Origin of the sequence: Streptomyces sp. NPDC020362 (assembly GCF_040642095.1) — a bacterium.
Taxonomy (GTDB): Bacteria; Actinomycetota; Actinomycetes; order Streptomycetales; family Streptomycetaceae; genus Streptomyces.
The window spans coordinates 1-19,354 of record NZ_JBFAET010000015.1; the positions used below are offsets into that span (position 1 = coordinate 1).

Here is a 19,354-nt window from a genome sequence, read left to right on the forward strand (position 1 = left end):
ATCGATGGCTCCCTGGTGGAAGGCCGGTGCCGCCGCCTTGATGTCGGCGGTCTTGATGTCCAGCACCTTGCCGGGGACCTTGCCGTCGCCCATCGATGAACCCCCGTTCGCACATGCGGATTCCGACCCTAGGGGGCACGGGTCAAGGAAAACCCATGACTTGGTCACGTGAGGGCAATGCGCCGAGTGAGAAGTTGCGTATCGATCGGATAACAGCCCTCGCAGGGGCTGGTGTTATGCGCGTAGACAGTCTCTGACCTGGTACATCACTCTCATTCAGCAGATCCGGAGAATCCATGCGGAAGTCCCACAGAGTCGTTGCCGCGGGTGCAGCCTGTGCCCTCGCCGGCGTTGCGCTGTACGGCGCGGGCGCGGCCACCGCCGGCCAGAGGACGGCGAATTCCACCCACGAGCCCTACAACATCGGGCAGTTGGTGAAGGACATCGACACCTACTACGGCACGACCGCCGACAGCAACGGCGTCTACCAGGCGTCCCCGGACAGCCCGTACGCCAAGGACCTGAGGCACATCGACGCCGACGCCAGGCGCTACATCGACCGCGCGGCACGCAAGGCGCACCGTCACGGCGAGAAGCCCGCCGTCGTCTTCGACATCGACGACACGCTGCTGCTCAGCCTCGACTACGAGAAGCGCTACAACTACACGTACAACCCCACCACGTGGAACGACTACGTGAACAAGGCCGACCGCCCGGCGGTGTTCGGCAGCCCCGAGCTGGTCCGGTACGCCGAGTCCAAGGGCGTCGAGGTCTTCTACAACTCCGGTCTCAGCGAGGCGCAGCGCACCGCCGCCGTCGAGAACCTGAAGAAGATCGGCGCCGATGTGAACCTCGACGCCGACCACATGTTCCTCAAGGACAAGGCCAACCCGCCGGCCTACCTGGGCGACTGCGCCATCCCGGGCACCTGGAACTGCACGACGGTGCAGTACAAGTCCGGCACCCGCAAGCACATCGAGGACGACCTCGGGTACGAGGTCATCGCCAACTTCGGCGACCAGTACTCGGACCTCGACGGCGGCTACGCCGACCGCACGTACAAGCTGCCGAACCCGACCTACTTCGTCTCCTGACGACCCCGGTGGTCATCCGTAGGTCCTGAGCAGCCGCTCGTACCCGGCCCCCGTCACCGGCAGCACCGTGCCGTGGCGGGGGCCGGCCTGCAGAGCGTGACCCGACGGTGCAGGCACGGTGTCCTTCAGCTCCTGGTGGGTACGCAACAGCAACTCGGCGACGGCGGACGGCTCCTTTCGCAGCGAGTCTCGCCGACAGCCCCGGTCAGCGGGCTGCCGTCGCGGGTTCGCGGCCGGCGACGTCCAGGACCAGCCCCTCGGGCTGCAGGATGGTGCGCGTGTGGAACACGGGCGTGCAGTCCGGCGCCGGGGAGAGCCGGTGGCGGCCGAGGACCGTGGCGGTGGCGATGACCATCGCGACCGTCCCGAAGTGCGCACCCAGACACATGCGCGGGCCGCCGCCGACGGGAACATACGTGTATCCGGGCACCCGTGGGGCCGCGGCGCGGTCGATCCAGCGGTCCGGGCGTAAGGCCGACGGCTCGTCGTGGAACGCCGGATCCCGGTGCAGCGCGAAGGGACTGACCGCGACTCGTTGTCCCGGCGGCAGCGCAACGCCATCGAGGACGTCCGGCTCTTCGACGACCCGCTCCAGGTACCACAACGGTGGATACAGCCGTAGCGCCTCCTTCACCACGGCCTCGGTGACCTGCAGCCGCGGGAGATCGGCCGCCGTCATGTCCGGGGAGCCGGATGCCGCGCGGCAGGCCGAACCCGATTCCGTAACACGGAAAAAACCTGAAGTCGGTTGAGCGGGGGAACAATCCAGCCAGCATCCGTGCACGCTCATCCGGCGACGAGGAGTACGACCATGTCCGAGACGCAGAAGGTGGACCGGCGGCCGGGTGCCGCCCCACCTGCCGGGAACGGCGTCGACCGGTACTTCAGAATCTCCGAACGGGGCTCCACCTTCGGCCGGGAGATACGGGGCGGCTTCGCCACGTTCTTCACGATGGCCTACATCCTCGTCCTGAATCCGATCATCCTGGGCAGCGCCAAGGACAAGTTCCACCACACCCTCGACACCGGCCAACTCGTCACCGCCACCGCGCTGGTGGCGTGCGTGATGACGATCGTGATGGGGGTCGGCGGCAACCTCCCCCTGGCGATCGCCGCCGGCCTCGGCCTCAACGCCGTCGTCGCCTTCCAGCTGGCCCCGCTGATGAGCTGGTCCGACGCGATGGGCCTGGTCGTCCTCGAAGGCCTGCTCATCTGCGTCCTGGTCCTCACCGGACTCCGAGAAGCGATCATGAACGCGATCCCGCAGCAGCTCAAGCAGGCCATCGGCGTCGGCATCGGCCTGTTCATCGCCTTCATCGGCTTCGTCGACGCCGGGTTCGTCAGCCGCATCCCCGACGCCGCGAACACCACCGTGCCCGTACAACTCGGCGCCGCCGGACGGCTGACCGGCTGGCCCGTCCTGGTCTTCTGCCTGGGCGTGCTGGTGACCGTCGCGCTGCTGGCCCGCAAGGTGAAGGGCGCGATCCTCATCAGCATCGTCGCGATGACCGTCGTCGCGATCCTCATCGACGCCGTCGCCGACATCAAGAGCTGGGGCCTGACCACCCCGAAGGTCCCGGACAGGATCGTCGCCGCCCCGGACTTCGGACTCCTCGGTCACTTCAGCCTGTTCGGCGGCTTCGCCGAGGCCGGCGTCCTCACCGCCGTCCTGCTGGTCTTCACCCTGATCCTGTCCGACTTCTTCGACGCCATGGGGACCATCGTCGGCATCAGCGCCGAGGCCGGACTGCTCGACGAGAAGGGGCAGGTGCCCGGCATCGGCCGCGTCCTGTTCATCGACGGTGCCGCCGCAGTCGCCGGCGGTGTCGGCTCCGCCTCCTCCAACACCGCCTACATCGAGTCCGCGGCCGGCGTCGGCGAGGGCGCCCGCACCGGCTTCGCCAACCTGGTCACCGGCGGCCTCTTCGGGCTCGCGCTCTTCTTCGCCCCGCTGCTCACGATCGTCCCGCTGCAGGCGGCGGCACCCGCGCTGATCGCGGTGGGCTTCCTGATGATGACCCACGTCAAGCACATCGACTGGGACGACTACGAGATCGCCGTCCCGGCGTTCCTCACCATCGCCGCCATGCCGTTCACCTACTCGATAACCGATGGCATCGGCGCGGGCTTCCTGTCGTACGTGCTCATCAAGACGGTCCTCGGCAAGGCCAGGGAGGTCAACTGGCTGCTGTGGGGCGTCTCGGTGCTGTTCCTGGTGTACTTCGCGATCGACCCCGTGGAGCAGATTCTCGGGGTGAAGTGAGGGACGCCGCGCCACCGGCCGGGAGGTCCGTGGCTGGTCAGGCCCACGCGACGGGGCCGCATCACCGATACGGCCCCGCGCGCCTTCGGGGCGCTCTACTTCAACGCCGCCTGCATCATCGCCTTGGCCACCGGTGCCGCCAGGCCGTTGCCGCTGACCTCCGACCGGGCCGCGTCCGACTGCTCGACCATCACCGCGACGGCGACCTCCTTGCCGCTGCTGTCCGACTTGCCGTACGAGGTGAACCAGGCGTACGGCGTCTTGCTGTTGTTCTCGCCGTGCTGGGCCGTACCGGTCTTGCCGCCCACGGTCACGCCGTCGATCAGCGCGTTCGTACCGGTGCCGTCCTTCACCACCGTCTCCATCGCCGACTGCAACTGCTCGGCCGTGCCGGAGCCGACGACCTGCTTGGTGTCCGCGCTGTCGTCATAGTCCGTCACCGCGTCACCATCACTGTCCGTGGTCTTCGACACCATGTGCGGTGAGACCAGCTTGCCGCCGTTTGCTATGGCCGCCGACACCATGGCCATCTGGAGCGGGGTCGCGGTGACGTCGAACTGGCCGATGCCGGAGAGGGCGGTCTGCGCCTTGTCCATGTCCGAGGGGTACACGCTGGCGTAGGCCCGCACGGGCACGTCCTGCGCGTCGTCGTTGAAGCCGAACTTCTCGGCCATCGCCTTCACCTTGTCCTGGCCGAGGTCGACGGCCATCTTGCCGAAGACGTTGTTGCAGGAGTAGCGCAGGGCGACCCGGATCGGGGCGTCCTTGCACGGGGCCGACTTGTTCTCGTTCTCCAGCGGGCGGGTCGTGCCCGGCATGACGTACGGGTCGGGGCTGCGGGTGGGGTCGTCCACGTTCTTGTACAGCCCGCTCTCCAGCGCGGCCGCCGCCACGACCAGCTTGAACGTCGAGCCCGGCGGCAGCGGCTGGCGCAGCGCCCGGTTGGTGAGCGGCTTGTCCTTGTCCGCGTTGAGCCGCTTCCAGTCCGCACCGGCCGTGTTCGCGTCGGTGAGCTGCGCGGGGTCGTACGACGGCGTCGAGACCACCGCGAGGATCCGGCCGGTCTTCGGGTCGATCGCGACGGCCGCGCCCTTGTTGTCGCCCAGCGCCTCGTACGCCGCCTTCTGCACCGCCGGGTCGATCGTCGTGAGCACGTTGCCCGGGTCGGCGCGTCGGCCGGTGACCGTGTCCATCACGGTCTTCAGCCGGCTGTCCGTGCCGTTGAGCAGGTCCTTGTAGATGCCCTCCAGCTGCGTCGGGGCGTAGGCCTGCGAGGCGTATCCCGTCACCGACGCGTACAGCTTGCCGTTCGTGTACGTGCGCTTGTACGCGAGGTCGCTGCCCTTCGTCCGTGCCGAGCCGGTGATCGAGTTCCCGGCCACGATGATGTTCCCGAGCGGGCGCGAGTACGTCTCGATCACGTTCCGTCGGTTGTCGTTGTCGTCCGCGAGGGCCTTGCCGTCGTAGTACTGCACCCAGGTCGCCCTGACCAGCAGGGCGAGCACGAGCAGCAGCGTGAAGACGGACGCTCGCCTGATCGTCTTGTTCATCCCGCCCATGAGGACGATCGAGACGGGGGCAATCGTTCCCGTACGCCCCCTTTTCTCATCGCACCTTCAGGAAACCGGCCTCGTACGCGGCGATCACCGCCTGTGTCCGGTCCCGGGTGCCCGTCTTCGCCAGCACCGCCGCGACGTGCGACTTCACGGTGGCGGGGCCGACGTCCATGCGCCGGGCGATCTCCGCGTTGGTCAGCCCGGCGGCCATGTGCCGCAGCACCTCGCTCTCCCGTCCCGTGAGCCTTTTCACCCACGCCGGGGGCGCGGCCCTCCCGCGTGCGTGCTCGGCCGCCAGGGCCCGCACGGCCGACGGGAACAGCAGGCTGTCGGTGCGCGCGACCAGCCGCACCGCCTGGACGAGCGCGTCGGCCTCCGCCCGCTTGAGCAGGAAACCGGCGGCCCCCGCGCGCAGCGCGTCGTACACGTACGAGTCGTTCTCGAAGGTGGTCACCACCACGACCCGGGGCGGCTCGTCGAGGGTGGCGAGGATCTGCTCCGTGGCCCGGATGCCGTCCACCTCCGGCATGCGGACGTCCATCAGCACCACGTCGGGCCGCAGTTCCCGCACGACGGACACGGCCTCGGCTCCGGTCGCCGCCTCGCCGACCACCTCCATACCGGGCTCCGCGGAGAGGATGGCCCGCAGGGCGGTGCGGACCATGCGCTCGTCGTCGGCGAGGACGACCCGGATCGCGGACCGCGCCGTGCCGGTCCCGTCAGAGTTCACGTGGCCCCTGTCGTCGCTCACGATCCCCTCGTCGGCCACATGGACCCCCTCCTCGGTCACGGTCTCCTCGTCGGTCACGTGGATCGGGTCGTCGGTCACGGTCTCCTCGTCGGTCACGTGGATCGGGTCGTCGGTCGTGCGGATCTCTTCGTCGGTCACCCGGATCCCTTCAGCGGCAGCCGGACGTGCAGGCGCCAGGCGCCGTCGGACGCGCCCGCCTGCGAGGTACCACCCAGCAGCCGGACCCGGTCGGCGATGCCGCGCAGGCCGTGGCCGCCGCCGGGGCGCGGAGCGGGGCGGGCGCCGAGGGGGTTCTCGACGGTGATCTCCAACTGGCCGTCGGTGGTCGAGATGCGGACACCGACCGGCTCGCCGGCGTGCTTGAGGGCGTTGCTCAGGCCCTCCTGCACGATGCGGTACGCCTCACGGGAGACCAGCGGGGGCAGGGTGGCGGGATCGGTGCCGACGCAGGCCGTCACGCGCTGTCCGCCCGCCCGGGTCCGGCGCAGCAGCCCGTCCAGATCGGCCGCGAGGGTCGGCGCCGGCGCGGTGCCCGGCCCGTCGCCGTCACGCAGCACGCCGAGCACCGCGTCGAGTTCACCGACCGTGCGCCGGGTGGTGTCCTCGATCGCGGCGAGCGCCTCGCGGACGAACTCGGGATCGGTGTCGAGGACCCGCCGGGCGGCGCTCGCCTGGAGGGTGACGGCGCTGAGCGCATGGCCGACGGAGTCGTGCAGTTCGCGGGCGAGCCGGTTGCGTACGGCGAGGTCGGCGGCGCGGGTCTCGGCCGCGGCGAGCCTGTCCTCGGGTGTGGGCCCGAGCAGGGCGGGCGCCCAGCGGGCGAGCAGGGATCCGCAGCCGGCGGCGCAGGCGGAGAGGGCCAGCAGCATCGCGAGGCCCGCGACCGGTGACAGGGCCAGCGCCCAGGAGTGATCGAGGATCCCGGGCAGCCCGAGAGGAGTGTCGCGCAGCCAGGCGACCAGGGGCAGCACGATGAGCACGAACGCCAACGGCGGTACGGACAGCGACATCCCGGAGATGATCCCGCCCAGCCCGAGATGCAGCGTGAACCACGCCGCCGTGCGCCTTCGTTCGGCCCGCGTCCGGGCCGGGCCGTGGGCGAGGGCCTCCGCCTCGACGCCGCACAGCGCGCGGGCGGCGCCGGACTCCAGCGGCCGGGTCAGCGGGAAGAGCGAGGTGACGGCGGCGATCGGCAACCCGACGGCGAACGAGCCGAGTTGGAGGGGCAGGGACCCGAAGACGTTGTCCACGCCGGTGAACGGCCCCACGATCACCGAGCCGACGAGCGTGTACGGCACGGCGAGTGCGCCGCCGAGGATGAGATGGATCCAGCGCCGCCGGGCCCGCCCGCCGAACAGGAACCGCAACGCCTCGGTCACCGGGGGACCTTGGCGGACCGGTCCGCGAAGTGGTGGGCGGCGACGCTGACCACGAGAAAGCCGACGATCATCTGGACAGCGTAGGTGAGGCTCGTCGCCGGTGCGGGGCGGACGCCGAGGCTGCGGGACGTCACCAGGGCGGCGAGTGACATCCAGCCGCCCCAGCAGACCGCCGCGCCGGAGCCGACCCAGGCCAGGGCGAGCGGCACGAGGACCGCGAGCGCGCCGCCGCGGCGGAAGGCGAGCTGCCAGGCGCCGGTGACGGCGGCGGCCAGGAATCCGACGAAGACCAGTTCCATGAGCCGGCCGCCGCCGGTGCTCCGCCCGGCCGTGACCCCACAGGCCCACAGGAGCCGGAGTACGCCCGGGACCAGGGTGAGCAGGGCGGCCGTCACGGCGGTCATCCGCTGCGCGGCCGCGGCGCCCGGCTCGGGCAGCTCGCGCACCCGGCCCTGCCACAGATGCCCCCACCGCTCGCGCGCGTACCCGGCGAACAGTGCGCCGAGCGCGAGCCCTTGCAGGATGAACCCGCCGTACACGACGTCGAACACCCACGGGTGGAGGAACGGCCGGTCGTCGTGGCCTCCCCCGCTCCCGCCCGTCACCGCCTGCAGCGGGAAGCCCACCATGATCGGCGCGAGCAGCCCCGTGGCCACCCACATCGGCACCGCGAGCAGCCACGCGGGCACCCGCCGTCCCCACGGCCGGGTCAGCATCAGAGCCAGCACGATGACGGCCGCGTCCATCACCACGGTGAGCCCGTTGCCGACAGCCATGATCATCCGGTGGTCCAGCAACGGGCTTCCGGCCGGGATGCCCAGACGGCTTCCGGCGATCCAGGCGATCTTGAGGCAGAGATACGGCAGACAGGCGGCGATGACGACGGTCCGTAGCAGGGAGCGTCGCCGCGAGCCGGTGACGTGCGCGGCCGGAGCGGCAGCGGTCGAGGAGGTCATGCCCCAACGCTGCCGTGGGCACCGGGCCGTTCACTTCCTGCGTGACGACGATCCACCTCCGCCGCTCGGGGGAGACACCGGGCCCCGAGGCGGATGAGACACCACCGCCCACCACCACCGCACCCGACCGCCGCACCGGCAAAACCCTGCGCCGCGCCCGGCCGAGCCCCGCCGTGGCCGAATCAACCACCGCCGGCTCCTTCGATCCGCCGCGACGGCGGGCAACTGCAGCGGTGGAGCCCGGCGGTGGCCGACCCGGTCGGGTCGGGGCCGGGCCCCGGACTGCTGCGGGTCACAGCCTTCGGGGCGCCGATGGACGAAGCGCTGACGACGGCCGTGCCCCGCCCCGCCGGGCTGAAGCGGCGCCGGCGGCCGCGTCCCGCCCTGGCGGAATCAGGTGCCGTCGCCTTCCTCGATCCGCCGCGACGGCGGGCAACTGCAGCGGTGGAGCCCGGCGGTGGCCGACCCGGTCGGGTCGGGGCCGGGCCCCGGAACGCTGCGGGCTACAGCCTCCGCGTCGCCAGCGTCAGCCGGTCTCGCGCGTCGAACAGCGCATCCTTGATCATCTGTTCGTGGGCCGGGGTCAGACGGGCCACCGGGACCGAGCAGCTGATGGCGTCGCGTGCGGGGGTGCGGTACGGGATCGCGACGCCGAAGCAGCGCAGGCCCAGCGTGTTCTCCTCGCGGTCGACAGCGAAGCCCTGCTCGCGGACCTGGTGCAGCTCCTCGATGAGCTTCTCGCGGTCGGTGATCGTGTGCTCGGTCAGAGCGGGGAGGGTCTCCGGGAGGAGCTTGCGGACCTGTTCGTCGGTGTGGGTCGCCAGCAGCGCCTTGCCGAGGGAGGTGGAGTGGGCGGGCAGGCGCCGGCCGACACGGGTGAAGGGGCGCAGGTAGTGCTGCGACTGGCGGGTGGCCAGATAGACGACGTTCGTGCCGTCGAGCCGGGCCAGGTGGATCGTCTCGGTCGTGTCGTCCGAGAGGCGGTCGAGCGTCGGGCGGGCGGCCGCCACCACCTCGTCGCCGTCGATGTAGGACGTGCCGACCAGCAGCGCCCGCACCCCGATCCCGTAGCGCGTGCCCGTCGCGTCGGTCTCCACCCAGCCCAGCTCCACGAGCGTGCGCAGCAGCATGTACAGGCTGGACTTGGGGTAGCCCACGGCTTCCTGTACGTCCGCGAGGGAGTGCATACCGGGACGGCCCGCGAAGTATTCCAGCAGTTCGACGGTCCGCACCGCGGATTTGACCTGCGCTCCGCCGCCTGTCTCGCCTGCCGACATCGCCCTTGACCCCTTCGTTCGACGACGACCTGGATATATAGTCTCCGAGCAGCGTATTCATCATCAGAGACAGCGTTCAGTATATCGAACGCCGCTGATGGTTGACCTCGAAAGTGCGGCCTTACTTGGAGGGATCCGCGGTGGCAGCAGCACCAGTCTGGAGCGTCGACCCGCGCACCGGGAAGCAGCGTGAACAGGTTGCGGTGGAGGCCACAGCCCAGGAGGTGGACGCGGCCGTCGAGGCGGCACACGCCGTCCGGGCCGGGCTCGCCGACCGCTCGGTCCGCTCGGCCTTTCTGCGCTCGGCCGCGGCCGGCCTGGACGCGGCCCGGGACGGCCTGGTGGAGGCCGCCGACGCCGAGACCGCCCTCGGCCCGGTCCGGCTGACCGGTGAACTCGCCCGCACGACCTACCAGTTGCGGGCCTTCGCCGACATGGTCGACGAGGGCGCCTTCCTGGACGTCATCATCAACCACCCGGACGACACCGCCACCCCGCCCATCCCGGACCTGCGCCGCTACAAGGTCCCGCTGGGCGTCGTGGCCGTCTACTCCGCCTCCAACTTCCCCTTCGCCTTCTCCGTCGCCGGCGGCGACACCGCGAGCGCGCTGGCCGCGGGCTGCCCGGTGGTCGTCAAGGCCCACCCCGACCACCCGGCCCTGTCCGAGCTGGTCGCGAAGCTGCTGCGCCGGGCCGCCGCCGAACACGGCATCGCCGAGGGCGTCGTCGGCCTCGTGCACGGTTTCGACGCCGGCATCGAACTGATCAGGCACCCGCGGGTCACCGCCGCGGGCTTCACCGGTTCCGTGCGCGGCGGGCGGGCCCTGTTCGACGCGGCCGCCGCGCGGGCGGTGCCGATCCCCTTCCACGGCGAGCTGGGCTCGCTGAACCCGGTCGTGGTGACCGAGGCGGCCGCGGCCGAGCGGGCGGAGGCCATCGGCTCCGGGCTCGCCGGATCCATGACCCTGGGCGTCGGCCAGTTCTGCGTCAAGCCCGGCCTGGTGCTGGTGCCGTCCGGCGCGGCGGGCGACGGCCTCGTCAAGGCGCTCACGGACGCCGTGAGCGACACCGAGGCGGGTGTCCTTCTCGACCACCGCATGCGGGACAACTTCCTCACCGGTGTCTGCGAGCGCATGCGGCTGTCCGAGGTGGACACTCCGGTCACGCCGGGTGCGGGGGGCGAGCACACGGTGAGCGCGGGCTTCCTCACGGTCGCGGCGGCGAGGCTGGCCGCGGAGGGGGCGTACGACCTGCTGCTGGAGGAGTGCTTCGGGCCGGTGACCGTGGTGGTCCGGTACGAGGACGAGGGCGAGGCGAGGGCGGTGCTGTCGCGGCTGCCCGGCAATCTCACGGCGACGGTCCATCTGTCCGCCGAGGAGGCCGCCGGTGAGGGGCGGGGGGCCGAGATCCTCGCGGAGCTGACGCCGCTGGCCGGGCGCGTGCTGGTGAACGGGTGGCCGACGGGGGTTGCCGTGGCGCCTGCGCAGCATCACGGGGGGCCGTACCCCGCGACCACCTCCACGTCCACGTCGGTGGGCGGTACGGCCGTCGAGCGGTGGTTGCGGCCCGTCGTCTATCAGGGGGTGCCGGAGGCTCTGCTGCCCAAGGAGCTTCGGGACGAGAATCCGCTGGGGCTTCCTCGGCGGTTCGACGGGGTGCTGGAGCGGTAGCGTCGCGGGGGTCCGGTTCACGGGCGATCCGCCGCATGTGGCCCGTAGCGCAGTTCCCCGCGCCCCTTCGGTGGGTCCGGTCGCCCTGCGAGAATCGGGTGATGGACATAGAGCTTCCCGAGCTGCCCTTCCCCCTGCGTACCTACGGTCCCGACGGCAACTGGTCGTATGAGGGGGGTGTGCTCACCGGGTGGGCCGGGCCCCGGCAGGACCGGTTCGTCACGCCCGCCGGGGAGGCTCTGGACCCCGCCTCCGACGCGCCCCGGCTGCTCGGGGCGCCCGAGGGCGACTTCCAGCTGATCGCTCGGGTCAGCGTCGGGTTCGGTGCCTCCTTCGACGCCGGAGTGCTCTACGTCCACGTGGGCGACCGTGCCTGGGCCAAGCTCTGCCTGGAGTACTCCCCGGACGTGCCCACCGTCTGCTCGGTGGTCACCCGGGGACACTCCGACGAGGCGAACTCCCTCACCGTGGAGGGGAGTTCGGTGTGGCTGCGGGTCAGTCGCACCGGACGCGTCCTCGCCTTCCACGCCTCCCGGGACGGCGGGCGCTGGACCTTCGTCCGGCTGTTCACGCTGGGCGAGGAGAAGGAGACCGGCGCGGCCCTGGTCGGCTTCATGACGCAGTCGCCGATGGGGGAGGGGTGCGTGGTCACCTACGACCACATCGAGTTCAGGCCCGCCTGGCCGGACGACCTGCGAGACGGAAGCTGAGCGCGAAGGTCACCGCGAACAGGGCCGCGCCCAGGATCAGGCTCGCCCGCAGACCGGCGACGAAACCGCCGGCCACCAGCGCGCCGAACACCGCGATGCCCAGCCCCCCGGCCACCTGCCGTGCCGCGTTGAGCACTCCGGCCGCAAGACCGGCACGTTCGGCCGGCACGGCGTCCAGCATCACGGCCGTCAGCGGGGGAACGGTCAGCGCGCAGCCGAGAGCCATCGGTACGAGGAGTGCGGCCACCGCGGCGGCGGGTGTGCCCGCGTCGACGCGGAGCAGCCCGAGCAGGCCCACCAGCGCGAGCGCCTGCCCGAGCAGCATCGGCAGGCGCGGGCCGTAGCGTCCGGCGAGCTTTCCGGACACCACGTTCGTGACCGCGATCAGCCCGGACATCGGCAGGAACATCAGCCCGGTGTACAGCGCGGAACGGCCCTGCACCTGCTGGAAGAAGAGTGAGAAGACGAACACCATGCCGTAGAACGCCACGCTGCACGCCGCGCCCGCCGCGACCGCCACCCGCACCGCCCGGTCACGGAACAGGCCCAGCGGGACGACCGGGTGCGGCTGCCGCCTCTCGACCCGCACGAACAGGACGGCGGCGGCGACCGCCACGACGAAGGCCGCGATGCCCGCCGTACCGCCCTCGATCACCGCGAAGGTGAGAGCCGTCAGGGCGAGCACGGCCGTCAGCTGGCCCGGCAGGTCGAGCGGTGCGGGCCTGCGCTGCGAGCGCGGCGCCCGCAGCAGCAGGGCGAGGGCGACCGCGCCGAGGGGCAGATTGATGAAGAAGATCCCCCGCCAGTCCCAGGCCGTGGTCAGTGCCCCGCCCGCCACCGGGCCCAGCGCCACCGCGACCGATCCCCCGGCCGCCCAGGCGGCCACCGCCCGGGCCCGTCGCGCCGGATCGGTGTACGCCTGGCGCACCAGGGACAGCGAGGCCGGCAGCACCGCGGCGGCCGCCGCGCCCTGCACCACCCGCGCGCCGATCAGCGCCGGCAGGTCCGGCGCGAGGCCGCAGGCCGCCGAGGCCAGCGTGAACACCGCGATGCCGAGGGCGTACGCCCGGCTCGCCCCCGCCCGGTCCGCGAAGGCACCCGTGGAGAGCATCAGGGCGGCGAAGGCCAGGGTGTAGGCGTCCACCACCCACTGGAGCCCGGACAGCCCTCCGCCGAGCGCGGAGCCGATCGCCGGGAGGGCCACGTTCACCACGGACGCGTCGAGGGTGATCAGCGCGAAGCCGAGGAGAGCGGCGAAGAGGACCAGGGCAGGGGAGTGATGGCCCTTCAACTCGCCCTCAATGGCGGAGAGTTCAGGATTGCTGACGGTCTCTTTCGTAGGCATGGCTCCATGCTGCTGATCTTTTCCGGCATACAGTAGTGGCCTGAATGCCATGCATCCGGAGGTTCTGGCCATGCTCCGTGTCGCCGTCGTCGCGTCGCCCCCCGTGTCGATGTTCAACCTCGCCATCCCCGAGCTGCTGTTCGAGAAGGTCCAGGTGGCCGGGCAGCCCGGGTACGAGGTGGTCATCTGCGCCCCCGATCCCGGGCACGTGCCCACCACCGGAGCGCTCGGCCTCCAGGTGCCGCACGGCCTGGAGGCGCTGCGGGAGGCCGACACGGTGATCGTGGCGGGCACCGGGGAGCCCTTCTCGCCCGACCCGCGCGTGGTGCAGGCCCTGCGCGAGGCCGCCGGGGCGGGCCTGCGCATCGCCTCCATCTGCTCCGGGGCCTTCTCGCTCGCCGAAGCCGGTCTGCTCAAGGGCCGCAAGGCGACCACCTACTGGGCCCACGCCGAGGAGATGCGCCGGCGCCACCCCGACATCGAGGTCCAGGGAGACGTCCTCTACGCCCAGGACGGGCCGTTTCTGACCTCCTCCGGCTACGCCGCCGGCATCGACCTGTGCCTGCACATCATCCGCACCGACTACGGCGCCGCCGTCGCCAACGAGGTCGCCCGGCTCGCCCTGGTCGCGCCGGTCCGCCCGGGCGGCCAGACCCAGTTCACGCAGACCCCGCTGCCGCCCGAGCGGGGCACCGTCTGCGCCGACACCCGGGGCTGGGCCATGCGCAACCTCGACAAGCCGCTCACCCTCACCGACCTGGCCCGGCACGCCGGTGTCAGCGTGCGCACCCTCACCCGCCGCTTCCACGCCGAGAGCGGGGTCAGCCCGCTGCAGTGGCTGCTCCACCAGCGCATCGAGCGAGCCAAGGAACTCCTGGAGACCACCGCCCTGCCGATGGACCAGGTGGCCGCGGCCTGCGGCCTGGGCACCGCCGACTCGCTGCGTGCCCACCTGGTCCGCCGGACCGGTCTCACGCCGAGCGCCTACCGCGCCCAGTTCGGCCGGCACGAGCCGAGGGGGCGCGAAGGGGCGCGCCGGAGGCGCACGGATCACCATGGAACCGGAAGCGGAGCCGCCACGTCCTCCGTTGCATGATCTGTGATCGTGTGACCGGCGCCCTGGTGATCCGCACCGCCCTGTCCGCCGAAACCGAGGTCATCGCCGATCTGCACGTCCGGGCCCGTTCGGCGTACTGCCCGGGCGGCGTCCCCCGGGCCGACGCCGACCCGGCCGAGGACTGGCGCTCCGCCATCGAACGCCCCGACACCCGTGTGCTGTGTGCCGTCGAGCAGTCCCGGATCGTCGGCATCGCCTCGTTCCGCACCCCGGACGGCGCACCCGCGGACACGGTCAGGCTGTTCGGGTTCCATGTCGACCCCGGCCACCGGCGCGCCGGCATCGGTACGGCCCTGCACGCGGCCTGCGTGGAGGAGTGGCGGGCCGACGGCAGACGGACGGCGGTCCTCGACGTGCACGCGGACGACCGGCGCGCCCAGGCCTTCTACGCCCGTCAGGGCTGGATCCCCGACCCGGAGAACCCGCCCGCCGAGGGCGGCCGGCGCCTCTTCCTGCGGTTCTCCCTGCCCGGGGAATGAACGTTGCTGTTTGAACGTTCACGTACTGCCCGGAGAGAGCCTCCGCGCCCGTACGACCTGGAGAGAACCAAAGACATGCGCGTCGAGATCTGGAGCGACATCGCCTGCCCCTGGTGCTACGTGGGCAAGGCCCGCTTCGAGAAGGCGCTGGCTGCCTTCCCGCACCGCGACCAGGTCGAGGTGGTGCACCGCTCCTTCGAACTGGACCCGGGCCGCGCCAAGGGCGATGCGCAGCCGGTGATCACCATGCTCACCAGGAAGTACGGCATGAGCGAGGCGCAGGCCCAGGCCGGCGAGGACAACCTGGGTGCCCAGGCCGCCGCCGAGGGCCTGGACTACCGGACCCGGGGCCGTGACCACGGCAACACCTTCGACATGCACCGCCTGCTGCACTTCGCCAAGGAGCAGGGCAGGCAGGACGAGCTGATCCAGATCCTGTACCGCGCCAACTTCGCCGAGGAGCGGTCCGTCTTCACCGAGGGCGACGAGCGCCTGGTGGAGCTGGCCGACCGGGCCGGGCTGGACGCCGGGGCAGCCCGTGCGGTGCTCGCGGATCCGGCCGCCTACGCCGACGAGGTCCGCGCCGACGAGCGCGAGGCGGCCCAGCTCGGCGCCAACGGGGTCCCCTTCTTCGTCCTGGACCGCACGTACGGCGTCTCCGGAGCCCAGCCCGCCGAGGTCTTCACGCAGGCGCTGACCCAGGCCTGGGGTGAGCGTTCCCCGCTGAAGCTGGTGGACCAGGGTGATGCCGACGCGTGCGGCCCCGACGGGTGCGCGGTGCCGCAGCACTGAGAAACCGCAGGTCGGCGCGGACGTATAAGCACTCCTAAGCCGATCCACGTAAAAATCCGCAATGGACTGGGACTTCATGGGGCCGCAGAGTGGACCCATGGAGACCACGGAGACGTTCGCGAGCCTCGTCCGCGCCGAGTTCGCCCCGCAGAACACCTACCTGAACACCGCGACGAGCGGCCTGCTGCCCGCTCGTACCGTCGCCGCGCTGCGCGAGGCGGTGGCCGTCCGGGCGGAGGGCAGGCCGCTCGATCCGCTGTTCGAAGACGTCGAGCTGGCCCGGGCCGCGTTCGCCCGGCTCGCCGGAGTGCCGGTGGCCCGGGTGGCGGCGGGACCCTCGGTGTCCACCCAGACCGCCCTGGTCGCCACCTCCCTGCCCGCCGGCGCCGAAGTCCTGACCGCCGAGGGCGACTTCACCTCGGTCGTGAACCCCTTCTACGCCAGGGGCGACCTGAAGGTGCGGGCCGTCCCGCTGGAGCGGCTCGCCGAGTCCGTGCGGCCCGGCACCGCACTCGTCGCGGTCAGTGCCGCCCAGTCCGCCGACGGCCGGATCGCCGACCTGCCCGCCCTGCGCGAGGCCGCCCGGACCCACGGGGCGCGCACCTACGTCGACTACTCGCAGGCCGCCGGCTGGCTGCCGATGCAGGCCGAGGCGAACGACTTCACCGTCTCCACGACCTTCAAGTGGCTGCTCGGCCCGCACGGGGCGGCCTTCCTCGTCGTCCCCGAGGACCACGGCGGGGTGTGCCCGCTGCTGGCGGGCTGGGTCGCGGCCGAGGAGCCGTGGAGCAGCTGCTACGGCCCGGTGACCGAACTCGCCCACTCCGCACGGCGGTTCGACGTCAGCCCCGCCCTGTTCACCTACACCGGGGTGCGCCACTCGCTGGCCCTGATCGAGGAACTCGGCGTGGCTGCCGTACAGGCCCACGACCTGGCCCTCGCCGACCGGTTCCGGGAAGGACTCGCGGCCCTGGGCCACGAACCCCTGCCCGCCCCCGCCTCGCCGATCGTGTCGGTCCCCGGACTCGGCGACCGCCAGCCCGAGTTGAGCCATGCCGGCATCGAGGTCTCCAACCGTGCGGGCAACCTGCGCGCGGCCTTCCACCTCTACAACACGCCCGCGGACGTGGACCGTCTGCTGACTGTGCTGTCCGGCTGACCCCGTCAGGGCGTCTGCACGGCCCTCCCGCACAGGTTGGCCCCGACCCGGCCGAGCAGGGTCAGCAGGTGCTCGCGCTCGGCCGCGGCCGGCCCCCCCGGCGCTGTGACATGCGCCAGGGGCCTCCGGCTGCCGCGTGGAGGCCCCTGGAACGGAGTACGTCATGCCGGGTCCGGCTCACCGCACCGGGGTGAAGTCCCTCGCCCCGATGAACTCCGGCCGCCGTACCGGGGCCGCGAAGGGGTCGACCGCCGTGTTCTCCACGCTGTTGAACACGATGAACACGTTGCTGCGCGGGAACGGCGTGATGTTGTCGCCGGACCCGTGCATGCAGTTGCAGTCGAACCAGGTCGCCGAACCCGCCCTGCCGGTGAACAGCTTGATGCCGTGCTCGCCCGCCAACGCGGTCAGCGCCTCGTCGGAGGGCGTGCCGGCGTCCTGCATCTGCAGCGACTTCTTGTAGTTGTCCTCGGGCGTGGCTCCGGCGCAGCCCAGGAACGTCCGGTGCGAGCCCGGCATGATCATGAGCCCGCCGTTGGTGTCGTGGTTCTCGGTCAGCGCGATCGAGACGGACACCGTGCGCATGTTCGGCAGGCCGTCCTCGGCGTGCCAGGTCTCGAAGTCCGAGTGCCAGTAGAAGCCGCTCGCGCCGAAGCCCGGCTTGACGTTGATCCGGGACTGGTGGACGTACACGTCGGAGCCGAGGATCTGCCGGGCCCGGCCGACCACCCGGTGATCGCGCACCAGGTTCGCGAACACCTCGCTGATTCTGTGCACTTCGAAGACCGAGCGGATCTCCTTGGACTTCGGCTCGACGACGGAGCGCTCGTCGGCGCGGATCGCCGGGTCGGTGACCAGCCGCTCCAGCTCACGCCGGTACACCTCGACCTCGTCCGGGGCGATCAGCTGGTCGATGGCGAGGAAGCCGTCGCGCTCGTACGACCGGAGGTCGGCCGCCGGGATCGGGCCGGCCGCGTCCGGGGAGCCCCAGACGACCGGGTCCATGCGGGGCACGGTCACCTCGTGGGTGCCGCGGCTGGGGTACAGGTCGGTGACGCTGGTCATGGGTGTCACACCTCCTCGGGCTCGGTGAGCAGCGGGTAGACGCCGTTCTCGTCGTGGTCCTCCCGTCCGGTCACGGGCGGGTTGAACACGCAGATGCAGCGGAAGTCCTCCTTGACGCGCAGCGTGTGCCGCTCGTGCCCGTCGAGGAGGTACATGGTGCCGGGAGTGATCGTGTACGTCTTCCCGGTCTCGTGGTCGGACAGTTCGGCCTCGCCCTCGGTGCAGACGACGGCCTCGATATGGTTCGCGTACCACATCGACGTCTCGGTCCCGGCGTAGAGGACGGTCTCGTGCAGGGAGAAGCCGACCCGCTCCTTGGCCAGGACGATCCGCTTGCTCTCCCAGGTGCCGGACCTGGCCCTCACATGCCGGTCGGTGCCTTCGATGTCCTTGAACGATCGGACGATCACGGTGCTGTGCTTCCTCCTAGGTGGATGGTGCAGGCGGTCTCGGCGGCCCGCGTCAGGCGGTCTCGCGGACGGACCGGGCGAGGGTGCTGAGGCCCTCGTCCAGCTCGTCGGGGGTGATGGTGAGCGCGGGCAGCAGCTTGACGACCTCGCCCTCGGGGCCGGACGTCTCGACGAGCAGCCCGAGTTCGAAGGCCCGCCGGGCGATCCGCGAGGCCCGTGCCTTGTCGTGGAACTCCAGGCCCCACACGAGACCGCGCCCGCGGTACTCCTTCACGTCGGCGAGGTTCTCCTCGGTGATCGAGATCAGCTCCTGCTCGATCTGCTCGCCGCGGGCCCGGGTCTGCTTCTCCATGGCGGAACCGTCGGCCCAGTACGTCTCCAGGGCCGCGGTGGCGGTGACGAACGCGGGGTTGTTGCCGCGGAAGGTGCCGTTGTGCTCGCCCGGCTCCCAGACGTCGAGCTCGGGCTTGAACAGGCACAGCGACATCGGCAGGCCGTAGCCGCTGATCGACTTGGAGACCGTGACGATGTCCGGCGTGATGCCCGCCTCCTCGAAGGAGAAGAAGGCACCGGTGCGGCCGCAGCCCATCTGGATGTCGTCGACGATCAGCAGCATGTCCTGCCGCTCGCACAGGCCGGCGAGCGCCCGCAGCCACTCCGGCCGCGCCACGTTGACGCCGCCCTCGCCCTGCACGGTCTCCACGATCACCGCGGCCGGCTTGTTGAGGCCGGAGCCCTGGTCCTCCAGCAGCCGCTCGAACCACAGGAAGTCCGGCACCGTGCCCTCGAAGTAGTTGTCGAAGGGCATCGGCGTGCCGTGCACCAGCGGGATACCGGCGCCGGCCCGCTTGAAGGCGTTGCCGGTGACGGCGAGGGAACCCAGCGACATCCCGTGGAAGGCGTTCGTGAACGACACGATCGCCTCCCGGCCCTTCACCTTCCGGGCCAGCTTCAGCGCCGACTCGACGGCGTTGGTGCCGGTCGGGCCCGGGAACATGACCTTGTACGGCAGGTCGCGCGGGCGCAGTACCAGGTCCTGGAAGGTCTGCAGGAAGGAGCGCTTGGCCGTGGTCGACATGTCCAGGCCGTGGGTCACCCCGTCCCGCAACAGATAGTCGATCAGCGCCCGTTTCAGGACCGCGTTGTTGTGGCCGTAGTTGAGTGAGCCGGCACCGGCGAAGAAGTCGAGGTACGCGTGTCCGTCCTCGTCGTACATCCGGCTGCCCAGCGCACGGTCGAACACGGTGGGCCAGCCGCGGCAGTAGCTGCGCACCTCGGACTCGACGGTCTCGAAGACACTGAGGTCGGGCTGGGTGATGGTCACGGTGAAT

19 protein-coding genes are annotated in these 19,354 nt (G+C 71.3%); 8 read left to right on the forward strand and 11 right to left on the reverse strand.

Features of this window, described 5'->3' with window-relative positions; translation table 11 throughout:
* Window positions 1-296 precede the first annotated feature (296 nt).
* Window positions 297-1,094 carry an HAD family acid phosphatase gene (locus tag AB0H32_RS09120; protein WP_361116605.1) on the forward strand — a complete coding sequence of 266 codons (798 nt, stop codon included), beginning with the start codon at window positions 297-299 and terminating at the stop codon, window positions 1,092-1,094.
* Between the two features lie 12 nt (window positions 1,095-1,106).
* On the opposite strand, the gene AB0H32_RS09125 is transcribed toward AB0H32_RS09120, so the two are convergent.
* Both AB0H32_RS09125 and AB0H32_RS09130 read right to left on the reverse strand, forming a co-directional pair.
* Window positions 1,107-1,247 carry a hypothetical protein gene (locus AB0H32_RS09125; protein WP_361116608.1) on the reverse strand — a complete coding sequence of 47 codons (141 nt, stop codon included), beginning with the start codon at window positions 1,245-1,247 and terminating at the stop codon, window positions 1,107-1,109.
* A 52-nt stretch (window positions 1,248-1,299) separates the two neighbouring features.
* Window positions 1,300-1,773: a cytochrome P450 gene (locus AB0H32_RS09130; RefSeq protein WP_361116611.1), complete on the reverse strand. Its 474-nt coding sequence runs from the start codon at window positions 1,771-1,773 to the stop codon at window positions 1,300-1,302.
* A 132-nt stretch (window positions 1,774-1,905) separates the two neighbouring features.
* Here AB0H32_RS09130 and AB0H32_RS09135 point away from each other — a divergent pair, with 132 nt between their 5' ends.
* Window positions 1,906-3,357, forward strand: coding sequence for an NCS2 family permease (locus AB0H32_RS09135; protein ID WP_361116613.1), 1,452 nt, complete (start codon window positions 1,906-1,908; stop codon window positions 3,355-3,357).
* 95 nt (window positions 3,358-3,452) lie between these two features.
* On the opposite strand, the gene AB0H32_RS09140 is transcribed toward AB0H32_RS09135, so the two are convergent.
* The 5 genes from AB0H32_RS09140 to AB0H32_RS09160 form a co-directional block, all read right to left on the reverse strand.
* On the reverse strand, window positions 3,453-4,907 hold the full coding sequence (locus AB0H32_RS09140; RefSeq protein WP_361116616.1) for a penicillin-binding transpeptidase domain-containing protein: 1,455 nt from the start codon (window positions 4,905-4,907) through the stop codon (window positions 3,453-3,455).
* 55 nt (window positions 4,908-4,962) lie between these two features.
* Window positions 4,963-5,607: a response regulator transcription factor gene (locus AB0H32_RS09145; RefSeq protein ID WP_361116859.1), complete on the reverse strand. Its 645-nt coding sequence runs from the start codon at window positions 5,605-5,607 to the stop codon at window positions 4,963-4,965.
* 191 nt (window positions 5,608-5,798) lie between these two features.
* A complete protein-coding gene (locus AB0H32_RS09150) occupies window positions 5,799-7,043 on the reverse strand; it encodes a histidine kinase (RefSeq protein WP_361116619.1) in 1,245 nt (414 codons plus the stop codon).
* A complete protein-coding gene (locus tag AB0H32_RS09155) occupies window positions 7,040-7,999 on the reverse strand; it encodes a hypothetical protein (protein WP_361116622.1) in 960 nt (319 codons plus the stop codon). Before AB0H32_RS09155 ends, AB0H32_RS09150 begins: the two co-directional genes overlap by 4 nt.
* A 503-nt stretch (window positions 8,000-8,502) precedes the next feature.
* Entirely contained in the window at window positions 8,503-9,276 is a 774-nt protein-coding gene (locus tag AB0H32_RS09160) for an IclR family transcriptional regulator (RefSeq protein WP_361116625.1), read from the reverse strand.
* A 140-nt stretch (window positions 9,277-9,416) separates the two neighbouring features.
* On the opposite strand from AB0H32_RS09160, the gene AB0H32_RS09165 reads away from it, so the two are divergent.
* Complete coding sequence (locus tag AB0H32_RS09165) at window positions 9,417-10,946, forward strand: aldehyde dehydrogenase (NADP(+)) (protein WP_361116628.1); 1,530 nt, start codon at window positions 9,417-9,419, stop codon at window positions 10,944-10,946.
* A 101-nt stretch (window positions 10,947-11,047) separates the two neighbouring features.
* Window positions 11,048-11,656 (forward strand): DUF1349 domain-containing protein, encoded by a 609-nt coding sequence (locus AB0H32_RS09170; RefSeq protein ID WP_361116631.1) that lies wholly within the window; start codon window positions 11,048-11,050, stop codon window positions 11,654-11,656.
* On the opposite strand, the gene AB0H32_RS09175 is transcribed toward AB0H32_RS09170, so the two are convergent.
* Window positions 11,616-13,001: an MFS transporter gene (locus AB0H32_RS09175; RefSeq protein WP_361116634.1), complete on the reverse strand. Its 1,386-nt coding sequence runs from the start codon at window positions 12,999-13,001 to the stop codon at window positions 11,616-11,618. The two genes, AB0H32_RS09170 and AB0H32_RS09175, sit on opposite strands and share 41 nt — an antisense overlap.
* 49 nt (window positions 13,002-13,050) lie before the next feature.
* Between AB0H32_RS09175 and AB0H32_RS09180 the strand changes: the two genes are divergently transcribed.
* The 4 genes from AB0H32_RS09180 to AB0H32_RS09195 all read left to right on the forward strand — a co-directional run bounded on the left by AB0H32_RS09180 (window position 13,051) and on the right by AB0H32_RS09195 (window position 16,548).
* A complete protein-coding gene (locus tag AB0H32_RS09180) occupies window positions 13,051-14,097 on the forward strand; it encodes a helix-turn-helix domain-containing protein (protein ID WP_361116637.1) in 1,047 nt (348 codons plus the stop codon).
* Window positions 14,094-14,597 (forward strand): GNAT family N-acetyltransferase, encoded by a 504-nt coding sequence (locus AB0H32_RS09185; RefSeq protein WP_361116640.1) that lies wholly within the window; start codon window positions 14,094-14,096, stop codon window positions 14,595-14,597. Before AB0H32_RS09180 ends, AB0H32_RS09185 begins: the two co-directional genes overlap by 4 nt.
* A 75-nt stretch (window positions 14,598-14,672) precedes the next feature.
* Window positions 14,673-15,389, forward strand: a complete 717-nt coding sequence (locus AB0H32_RS09190; RefSeq protein ID WP_361116642.1) for a DsbA family oxidoreductase — start codon at window positions 14,673-14,675, stop codon at window positions 15,387-15,389.
* A gap of 97 nt (window positions 15,390-15,486) precedes the next feature.
* On the forward strand, window positions 15,487-16,548 hold the full coding sequence (locus AB0H32_RS09195) for an aminotransferase class V-fold PLP-dependent enzyme (protein WP_361116645.1): 1,062 nt from the start codon (window positions 15,487-15,489) through the stop codon (window positions 16,546-16,548).
* Window positions 16,549-16,725: 177 nt separating this feature from the next.
* On the opposite strand, the gene thpD is transcribed toward AB0H32_RS09195, so the two are convergent.
* From thpD to ectB, 3 genes are read right to left on the reverse strand one after another with little or no spacing between them, the layout of a single operon-like run.
* On the reverse strand, window positions 16,726-17,613 hold the full coding sequence (gene thpD / locus AB0H32_RS09200) for an ectoine hydroxylase (RefSeq protein ID WP_361116648.1): 888 nt from the start codon (window positions 17,611-17,613) through the stop codon (window positions 16,726-16,728).
* A 5-nt stretch (window positions 17,614-17,618) separates the two neighbouring features.
* Entirely contained in the window at window positions 17,619-18,023 is a 405-nt protein-coding gene (locus AB0H32_RS09205; RefSeq protein WP_361116651.1) for an ectoine synthase, read from the reverse strand.
* Between the two features lie 52 nt (window positions 18,024-18,075).
* Window positions 18,076-19,347: a diaminobutyrate--2-oxoglutarate transaminase gene (gene ectB, locus AB0H32_RS09210; protein WP_361116654.1), complete on the reverse strand. Its 1,272-nt coding sequence runs from the start codon at window positions 19,345-19,347 to the stop codon at window positions 18,076-18,078.
* Between the last annotated feature and the right edge of the window lie 7 nt (window positions 19,348-19,354).